At 75.5% G+C, this 9,186-nt stretch carries 7 protein-coding genes and 1 pseudogene; 6 read left to right on the plus strand and 2 right to left on the minus strand.

The genetic code is table 11. From position 1 onward, the window contains the following. From HLB09_RS09150 to HLB09_RS09175, 6 genes are all read left to right on the plus strand, one after another. Positions 1-196, plus strand: a 196-nt coding sequence (locus HLB09_RS09150) for a LysM peptidoglycan-binding domain-containing protein (protein WP_171203080.1), incomplete at its 5' end; no start/stop codon positions are given. A 114-nt stretch (positions 197-310) separates the two neighbouring features. Next, positions 311-1,810 (plus strand): NCS2 family permease, encoded by a 1,500-nt coding sequence (locus HLB09_RS09155; RefSeq protein WP_171203081.1) that lies wholly within the window; start codon positions 311-313, stop codon positions 1,808-1,810. Between the two features lie 395 nt (positions 1,811-2,205). Then, a complete protein-coding gene (gene nrdR, locus HLB09_RS19945; RefSeq protein ID WP_171203082.1) occupies positions 2,206-2,748 on the plus strand; it encodes a transcriptional regulator NrdR in 543 nt (180 codons plus the stop codon). A gap of 205 nt (positions 2,749-2,953) precedes the next feature. Then, positions 2,954-5,848 (plus strand): vitamin B12-dependent ribonucleotide reductase, encoded by a 2,895-nt coding sequence (locus HLB09_RS09165; RefSeq protein ID WP_171203083.1) that lies wholly within the window; start codon positions 2,954-2,956, stop codon positions 5,846-5,848. 259 nt (positions 5,849-6,107) lie between these two features. Next, positions 6,108-6,572: a very short patch repair endonuclease gene (locus tag HLB09_RS09170; RefSeq protein WP_171203085.1), complete on the plus strand. Its 465-nt coding sequence runs from the start codon at positions 6,108-6,110 to the stop codon at positions 6,570-6,572. Positions 6,573-6,601: 29 nt separating this feature from the next. Further along, positions 6,602-7,861 (plus strand): MFS transporter, encoded by a 1,260-nt coding sequence (locus HLB09_RS09175; RefSeq protein ID WP_212770815.1) that lies wholly within the window; start codon positions 6,602-6,604, stop codon positions 7,859-7,861. 24 nt (positions 7,862-7,885) lie between these two features. Here HLB09_RS09175 and HLB09_RS09180 read toward each other — a convergent pair whose 3' ends face one another. Next, positions 7,886-8,371, minus strand: coding sequence for a GNAT family N-acetyltransferase (locus tag HLB09_RS09180; protein ID WP_171203084.1), 486 nt, complete (start codon positions 8,369-8,371; stop codon positions 7,886-7,888). An 87-nt stretch (positions 8,372-8,458) separates the two neighbouring features. Beyond that, a pseudogene (locus tag HLB09_RS09185) lies at positions 8,459-9,186 on the minus strand (hypothetical protein); the annotation flags it as partial.

Here is a 9,186-nt window from a genome sequence, read left to right on the forward strand (position 1 = left end):
GGTCGTCGCGGCGGCGCCCGCGGCCGAGGTCCCCGCCGAGGTCGTCGTGCTGCCGGGCGACACCCTGTGGTCCATCGCCGACGAGGTGGCGGCGCCGGACGAGGACGTCCGGGACGTCGTGCTGCGCCTGAAGGAGGCCAACGGCCTCGACTCGGTGGCGCTGGCCGTGGGCGACCGGATCCTCGTCCCCGCCTGAGGCGCCCCCGGGTGGCGCCGTGGCGGCTCCCGCTCTGCCAGAGTGGCGCCGTCAGCGCCAGCTCCGCCGCGGCGGCGGCGGCGCCGCACCCGCGGCTCGTCCCGCGGAGGCCGCATGAGCCGCACCGACCCCGACCCGCACGCCACGACCGACGGCGTCCCGCCCGGGGGGCGGGTCGACCGCTTCTTCGGGGTGACGGCCCGGGGCTCGACCATCGGCCGCGAGGTCCGCGGCGGCCTCGTGACCTTCGTGGCGATGGCCTACATCGTCGTGCTGAACCCGCTGATCATCGGGACGGTGCCGGACTCGACGGGCACCTACCTCGGGGGCGGCGACGCACCCGACCTGCCGGCCGTGGCCGCCGTGACCGCCCTCGTGGCGGCGGTCATGACGATCCTCATGGGGCTCGTCGGCCGCTTCCCCCTCGGCCTGGCCGCCGGGCTGGGCCTCAACGCCTTCATCGCCTACGGCGTCGCGAGCCTGCCGGGCATGACGTGGCCCATGGCCATGGGCCTCGTCGTCCTCGAGGGGCTCGTCATCCTCGTCCTCGTCCTCACCGGCTTCCGCCGCGCCGTGCTGCGGGCGGTGCCGCGCCAGCTCAAGACGGCCATCAGCGTCGGCATCGGCCTCTTCCTCACCCTCGTCGGACTCGTCAACGCCGGCTTCGTCCGCGCTCCGGTGGGCGGGGGGACCCCGCTCGAGCTCGGGGTCGGCGGGTCGCTGCGGGGCTGGCCCACCGTGGTCTTCGTGGTGGGGCTCCTCGTCACCGTCGTCCTCGTCGTCCGGGGGGTCCGTGGCGCGCTGCTCATCGGCGTCGTCGTCGCGACGGCCCTCGCCCTCGTCGTCCAGGCCGTGTTCGACGTCGGCGGGCAGGCGCCCGACGGCAGCAACCCCACGGGCTTCGGGCTCACCGTGCCCGAGGCGCCGGCGGCCTGGCTGGCGTGGCCCGACCTCGGGCTCCTCGGTCAGGTGAGCCTCGTCGGCGCCTTCGCCGCGGTCGGCGCCGTCACGGCCGTGCTCGTCGTCTTCACCCTCGTCGTCGCCGACTTCTTCGACACGATGGGGACGATGGTCGCGGTCGGCGCGGAGGGCGGGCTGCTGGACGAGGAGGGCAACCCGCTGGGCAGCCAGCGGATCCTCCTCGTCGACTCCCTGGCCGCCGTCGCCGGCGGGGCGGCGAGCGCCTCGAGCGCGACGAGCTTCGTCGAGTCCGCCGCGGGCGTCGGCGACGGCGCCCGCACCGGGCTCGCCAGCGTGGTGACCGGGGCGGCCTTCCTGGTCGCCGTCGTCGCCTCGCCGCTCGTCTCGCTGGTGCCCTACGAGGCGGCCAGCCCCGCCCTCGTGGTGGTCGGCTTCCTCATGATGAGCCAGGTCACCGGCATCCGGTGGGACGACCCGGGCGTCGCCCTCCCGGCCTTCCTCACCATCGTCCTCATGCCCTTCAGCTACTCCATCACCGTGGGCATCGGCGCCGGCTTCCTCACCTACGTCCTGCTCGCGGTCGCGCGCGGTCGTGCGCGGGAGGTGCACCCCCTGCTGTGGGTCGTCGCCGCGGCCTTCCTCCTGTACTTCACCATCGGGCCGGTGCAGGACTGGCTCACCGGCGCGGCCTGACCCGGGACACCTCGCGACTCGTCCCGCTCACGCCGTCGGCGCCCTCCTCGGGCGCCGACGGCGCTGTCGGTGGTCGGGTGCACGGTGGTCGCGTGCACGGTGGACGGGTGGCCGGTGGTCGGGTGGCTGGTCGCCGCACGGACGGGGCGCAGCCGGAGCGGCCGGGCCCTGCGGCGTGTGCCGCCCGGCCCGGGAGGGCGGTGCCCCGACGACACGCCGGTGCTTGCGGAAGCGTGGGCCCCGGCCTAGCGTTCACCCCAACATCTAGTAGTTGCACGGCTGTCGTTACTCCACAGGTTGTGGACGCTGGGGACAGCTCGTCCACACGCTGTGGAGGAGCGCCCGCGCCCCGACGGGGGTCGGCGGGGGCCGGGCGCCGAGACGGGAGGGTCGCCGTGCACTGCCCGTTCTGCCGCCACCCCGACTCCCGCGTCGTCGACTCGCGGGCGACCGACGACGGCACGGCGATCCGGCGCCGTCGCCAGTGCCCGAGCTGCCAGCGGCGCTTCACGACGATCGAGGCCGCCAGCCTCACCGTGGTCAAGCGCTCGGGCACCACCGAGCCCTTCAGCCGCGAGAAGGTGCTGTCGGGCGTGCGCAAGGCCTGCCAGGGACGGCCCGTCACCGAGGACCGGCTGGCGCTGCTGGCCCAGCAGGTCGAGGAGTCGATCCGCACGGCCGGGGCCGCGGAGGTCGAGGCCCACGACGTCGGCGTGGCGGTCCTCGCGCCCCTGCGCGACCTCGACGAGGTGGCCTACCTGCGCTTCGCCTCCGTCTACCAGGCCTTCGACACGCTCGAGGACTTCGCGGCGGCCATCGCCGTGCTGCGCGCCGAGCGCGACGCCGGCAGCGGTGGCACCAGCGGCGGGGACGCCAGCACGGGGGACGCCAGCACGGAGGGCGCCCGGGCGGAGGAGCCCGCCGGCCGGACCACCTGAGGCCGCCCGGCGGCCCTGCGAGGACCCCAGCGCGCCCCGCCGCAGACCCACCCCAGACCAGACCCACCCGCCCAGACCCACCGGACCGGACCCCCCGGACCAGACCCACGAGACCGCACCACCTGGGCCGCGCCCGCGCGGCCGCCAGCACCGAGGACGAGCCCACCGCCCTGCGGTGGCAGGACGAGCGACGGAAGAAGGACCCATGACCGAGACGACGCCGCGCCCCCGGTCCGCCCGCAAGGGCGGAGGACGGGGCAAGGGCCTGGTGGTCGAGCGGCTGTTCACGACCGCCGGTCGCCACCCCTACGACGAGGTGGAGTGGGAGCGCCGCGACGTCGTCCAGACCAACTGGAAGACGGGCGCCACGATCTTCGAGCAGCGGGGCGTCGAGTTCCCGGCGTCCTGGAGCGCCAACGCGTCGACCATCGTGACGACGAAGTACTTCCGCGGCGCCGTGGGCAGCGACGCCCGGGAGACGTCGCTGCGCCAGCTCATCGACCGGGTGGTGCTCACCTACGGGCGCGCCGGCCGCGACAACGGCTACTTCGCCAGCGAGGCCGACGCCGAGGTCTTCGAGCACGAGCTCACCTGGATGCTGCTGCACCAGGTGTTCTCCTTCAACAGCCCCGTGTGGTTCAACGTGGGCACGTCCAGCCCGCAGCAGGTCTCGGCCTGCTTCATCCTCTCCGTCGACGACTCGATGGACTCGATCCTCAACTGGTACCGCGAGGAGGGGATGATCTTCAAGGGCGGCTCCGGCGCCGGCCTCAACCTCTCTCGGATCCGCTCCTCGAAGGAGCTGCTGCAGGGCTCGGGCGGCACGGCGTCCGGGCCGGTGTCCTTCATGCGCGGGGCGGACGCCTCCGCCGGCACCATCAAGTCCGGCGGCGCCACGCGGCGCGCGGCGAAGATGGTGGTCCTCGACGTCGACCACCCCGACATCGCCGAGTTCGTCCAGACGAAGGCGCGCGAGGAGGACAAGATCCGCGCGCTGCGCGACGCCGGGTTCGACATGGACCTCGGCGGCGAGGACATCACCTCGGTGCAGTACCAGAACGCCAACAACTCGGTGCGCGTCAGCGACGAGTTCATGCGCGCCGTCGAGGACGGCACGTCCTTCGGCCTGCGGGCGCGCACCACGGGCGAGGTCGTCGAGGAGGTCGACGCCCGCGAGCTGTGGTCCTCGATCGCGAAGGCCGCGTGGGAGTGCGCCGACCCGGGCCTGCAGTACGACGACACCATCAACGACTGGCACACGACGCCGGAGTCGGGGCGCATCAACGCCTCGAACCCCTGCTCGGAGTACATGCACCTCGACAACTCGAGCTGCAACCTCGCCAGCCTCAACCTGCTCTTCTTCCTCCGCCAGGACGGGTCCTTCGACGCCGAGCGCTTCGCCCGCTCCGTCGAGCTCGTCATCACGGCGATGGACATCTCCATCTGCTTCGCCGACTTCCCCACCGAGGCCATCGGCGAGACCACCCGCGCCTTCCGCCAGCTCGGCATCGGCTTCGCCAACCTCGGCGCGCTGCTCATGGCGTCGGGCCTCGCCTACGACTCCGAGGGCGGGCGCTCGCTCGCGGCGTCCATCACCTCGCTCATGACCGGCGCGGCGTACAAGCGCTCGGCCGAGCTGGCCGGCGTCGTCGGCGCGTACGAGGGCTACGCCCGCAACGCCGAGGGCCACCAGCGGATCATGCGCAAGCACGCCGCGGCCAACGACGAGATCCGCACCCTCCACAGCGCCGACGCCGACGTGCACCGCCTCGCCACCCGCGTCTGGGCCGAGGGCAACGAGATCGGCGCGGCCAACGGCTGGCGCAACAGCCAGGCCAGCGTCCTGGCCCCCACGGGGACCATCGGCTTCATGATGGACTGCGACACCACCGGCATCGAGCCCGACTTCTCGCTCGTGAAGTTCAAGAAGCTCGTCGGCGGCGGCTCCATGCAGATCGTCAACCAGACGATCCCGCGCGCCCTGCGGGCCTTCGGCTACGCCGAGGAGACGGTCGAGGCGATCGTCGAGCACATCGCCCAGCACGGCCACGTCGTCGACGCCCCCGGGCTGCGTCCTGAGCACTACGAGGTCTTCGACTGCGCGATCGGCGCCCGGGCCATCCGGCCCATGGGCCACATCCGCATGATGGCCGCCTGCCAGCCGTTCCTCTCCGGCGCCATCTCCAAGACGGTCAACCTGCCGGAGACGGCGACCGTCGAGGAGGTCCAGGACGCGTACTTCCAGTCGTGGAAGCTCGGTCTCAAGGCCGTCGCGCTGTACCGCGACAACTGCAAGGTCGGCCAGCCCCTCGGCGACGGCAAGGAGGCCAAGAAGGACCAGCAGGTCGAGGCCCCGACCCCCGTCGTCGAGTACCGGCCGACCCGCACGCGTCTGCCGAAGTCGCGCCCCTCGATCACCACGTCGTTCGCGGTCGGCGGCGCGGAGGGCTACCTGACGGCGGGCTCCTACCCCGACGGCGGGCTCGGCGAGGTCTTCCTCAAGCTCGGCAAGCAGGGCTCCACGCTGGCCGGCGTCATGGACGCCTTCTCCATCGCCATCTCGGTGGCGCTGCAGTACGGCGTCCCGCTCGAGACCTACGTCGAGAAGTTCACCAACATGCGCTTCGAGCCGGCGGGCCTCACCGACGACCCGGACGTGCGCATGAGCCAGTCGGTCATGGACTACATGTTCCGCCGCCTGGCGCTCGACCACCTGCCCTTCGAGACGCGCTCGGCGCTCGGCATCCACACCGCCGAGGAGCGTGCGCGCCACCTCGAGACGGGCTCGTACACGCCGAGCGCCAGCGACGACCAGGACGACTTCGACGCGGTGTCGCAGTCGGTCGACACGGCCCCCGCGGGCCGTCCGGTGGCGTCCTCCGCGCCGGTCGCCGCGGCGCCGACCGAGGTCGCCGAGTCCGGGGCGGGCGCCGCGACGGCGCGCAAGGCCCCCGTCGAGGTGCACTCCTCGAGCGAGCTGATGGAGTCCCTCGGCACCGCGACGGACGCGCCGATGTGCTTCACCTGCGGCACGAAGATGCGTCCTGCCGGCAGCTGCTACGTCTGCGAGGGCTGCGGCAGCACCTCCGGCTGCAGCTGAGGTCCCGCAGCCGACGTCCCGACGCCGCCCCGGTCCCGTCAGGGACCGGGGCGGCGTCGGGTCCGGAGGCGGCCGCCGTCGCTGCTCGTGGCGGGCGGGGCCGGTCCGTCGACGCCCTGGCGCTGTCGGTGGCCGCTGCTGTGATCAGCCGGTGGCACGGGAGGCCCCGGGCGGGGAGGCGAGCGGACGAGCGGTCGGGTACCGCACGCAGCGCCTGCCCGCGGCGCCCCCGCCGTCGAGCCCCGCCGCCCGGCGCACGATGCGGGCGAACCGCCGACGCGACACCCGCTGCGAGGTGGCGCTGCGGCGCGAGCTGCACCGCCTCGGGCTGCGGTTCGTCGTGGACGTCACCCCGGCCGGGACGAACCGCCGCCGCCGCGTCGACGTCCTCCTGCGGGGGGCCGGGATCGCGGTCCTCGTCGACGGCTGCTTCTGGCACTCCTGCCCGCAGCACCTCCACCTGCCGCGGGCGAACCGGGAGTGGTGGCGCGCCAAGCTCGCGAGCGTCGTCGCGCGCGACCGCGACACCGATGCCGGGCTGGCGGGCGCCGGGTGGACGGTCGTCCGCGTCTGGGAGCACGAGCCGCCGGCGCTCGCGGCGGCCCGCGTCCTCGCCGCCGTCCGGCGCGGTGAGGCCGGCGGGCGGGCGAGCCTCGTCGAGCAGCGCTGCGGTCGGCGGGTCGCCGACGCGGGGACGGGCGGCCGCGGAGGACCGCGGTCGTGACGGCGGCCGGGGTGCACCAGGGTGGGACCGTGACGAGCGGTGGCGGGCAGCGGACCGACGACGGGGCCGCGGCCCGCGACCGGTCGGACGGGGCGCGCGTGGTGCGGCTGGCGGCCGCGGCGCTCGTGTTCGCGCTCGTCATGGCCGGTGCCACGCTGCCGACGGCGCTGTACGGCCGCTACCAGGAGCAGCTCGGCTTCGGCCCGCTGGTGCAGACCACGCTCTTCGCGTCCTACGCCGTCGGCGTCCTCGCCGCGCTCGTCGTCCTCGGGGAGCTGTCCGACCGGCTGGGCCGGCGCCCGCTGCTGCTGCTCGGGCTCGCCGCGGCGGCGCTGAGCGCCCTGTGCTTCCTGCTCGCCGACGGCCTGCCCCTGCTCTTCGCGGGCCGTCTGCTGTCGGGGCTGTCCGCGGGCGTCTTCACCGGCACGGCGACGACCGCCGTCGTCGAGCTGGCCCCGCCGCGGTGGTCGCGGGCTGCGACGTCGGCCGCCACCGCGGTCAACGTGCTCGGTCTCGGCGCCGGACCGGTCCTGTCCGCCCTCGTCGCCGAGGCCTCGCTGGCGCCCCTGCGCGCGCCCTACCTCGTGCACCTCCTCCTGCTCGTGCCCGCTGCCCTCGTCACCTGGTGGCAGCCGGAGACCGCCGGGTCGCAGCGGCGCGACGGCGGAGGCCCCGCTCCGGTCTCGGCCTGGCGGCCGCACCTGCTGCGCCCGACCGTCCCGGTCGAGGTCCGGCGGGCGTTCGTGCCCGCGGCCACAGCGGGGTTCGCCGGCTTCGCCGTCTTCGGGCTCTTCACCGCGGTGGCGCCGCAGCTGCTCGTCGAGCAGCTCGGGGTGGGCGACCGGGTCGTGGCGGACGCCCTCGTCGGCGTGCCGTTCCTCGCCTCGGCGGTGGCGCAGGTCGCCACCGGCGGGCTCGCCGCACCTCGCGCGCTCGTCGCGGGCTGCGCCGGCCTCGCCGCCGGGGCGGCACTGCTCGTCGCCGGCCTCGCGGCCCAGGCCCTCCCGCTGGTGGTCGTCGCGGCGACGCTGCTGGGCCTCGGCCACGGCACGGCGTTCCGCGCGGGCGTCGCCTCGGTGCGGGCCGCCAGCCCGGAGGGCCGCACGGGCGAGGTCGTCTCGACGCTCTTCGTCGTCCTCTACGTCGCCATCTCGCTGCCCGTGGTCGCGGTGGGCGCGCTGGCCGTCGCCACCGACCTGCCGACGGCCGCCGAGGTCCTCGGCGTCGTCGTCGGCCTGCTCGCGCTCGTGGCCCTCGTCGTCCTGCGGCGCCGCCCGCTGGAGGGGTGAGCGCCCACCGGTGCGGAGGGGTCCTCAGAGCGGGCGGTGCATGACGTGCAGCCCGACGAGGCCGTGCGTCCGTGAGTCGAAGGCCTCCGGCACGGTGCCCACCACGGTGAAGCCGAGCGAGCGCCACAGGGCCACCGCCCGCGTGTTCGTCTCGACGACGGCGTTGAACTGGACGGCGCGGTAGCCCTCGGCGGCCAGGCGCGCCAGCACGGCCTCCCCGAGCGCACGGCCCACGCCGCGGCCGGACGCCTCGGGCGCCACCATGAAGCTCGCCGTCCCGACGTGCGCCCCGCGGCCCGGCCGGTTCGGGCCGGCCTTGGCCGTCCCGAGCAGGCCCTCGTCGTCGACGGCCACCAGCGCCCATCCGGGCGGCTGCTCCAGCCAGAGGTCCCGCGCCGCCTCGGAGGTCAGGTCGTCGGGGTAGGCGTACGTCTCCCCGGCGCCGACCACGGTGCGGAAGACCGGTTCGATCGCGGGCCAGTCCTCGGCGGTCGCCGTCCGGATGCGCACGCTACGCACCGTAGCCGCGTGGTGCGCCCGGCCGGTGCGCCCGCCCCCCAGCTCCGCGCCGTGGGTCACACCCCGGGATCCCGGCGGCTACGCCCGCAGCACCAGCCCGGCGTGGGCGAGCTCCGGGAGGCCGTCGAGGCCCACCGCCAGCGCCGGCGTGAGGTGGCCGGTGCGTGGCGGGTCCTCCGCCGTGCGGGCCAGCAGGAGCCCCACCTCGGCGACCATGCGCGCCGTCGCGAGGTACCCCGGGTGCCCCGTGCCCTCGAGGAGAGCCGTCCCGCGCGCGCCCGACCGCGTGAGCGCCTCAGCGCGCACGCTCCACGTCCACCCCTCGAGCACGTCGCCGCGCGGGCCGGAGCCGCTCCCCGGCAGCCTGCGACCGAGGGCGGCCGCGAGGCGCCGGCGCGCCGGCCCCGGCAGCCGGGTGAGCGCCAGCACGCCCGCCTGCAGGCCGGAGGAGGCAGCGGCCGCCAGCAGCGAGAGGGCGCCGCCGGGCCGTCCGGCGGCGCCCATGTCGACGCCCTCCGCGAGGGCGGCGGGGGAGTGGGGCACGCCGCGCTCCGCGGCCAGCAGCGCCGCGGTGCGGTGGAGCACCGGGGGGTCGATGAAGGCGGCCGGGACCACCGGACCCAGGACCCGGCCGTGCACGACCCGGGGGCGCAGCGCCAAGGGGCTCCGGCGGCGGACGCGTCGGGCGGCACGGGCGTCCGGCACGAGGGCCGCCGGGTCGCCGGCGGCGCGGGCGTCCTCGTCGGCGAGGACCTCGACGAGGCTCTGGAGCGTGCCGCCCGAGACGGCGTCGGACAGGCCGAGGC

Source organism: Pseudokineococcus marinus (assembly GCF_013004605.1).
GTDB classification, from domain to species: Bacteria; Actinomycetota; Actinomycetes; order Actinomycetales; family Quadrisphaeraceae; genus Pseudokineococcus; species Pseudokineococcus marinus.

Coding starts and splice junctions, on each gene's coding strand:
- HLB09_RS09155 (WP_171203081.1), top strand. CDS start 311: ATGAGCCGCACCGACCCCGACCCGCACGCCACGACCGACGGCGTCCCG.
- HLB09_RS09165 (WP_171203083.1), top strand. CDS start 2,954: ATGACCGAGACGACGCCGCGCCCCCGGTCCGCCCGCAAGGGCGGAGGA.
- HLB09_RS09170 (WP_171203085.1), top strand. CDS start 6,108: ATGCGGGCGAACCGCCGACGCGACACCCGCTGCGAGGTGGCGCTGCGG.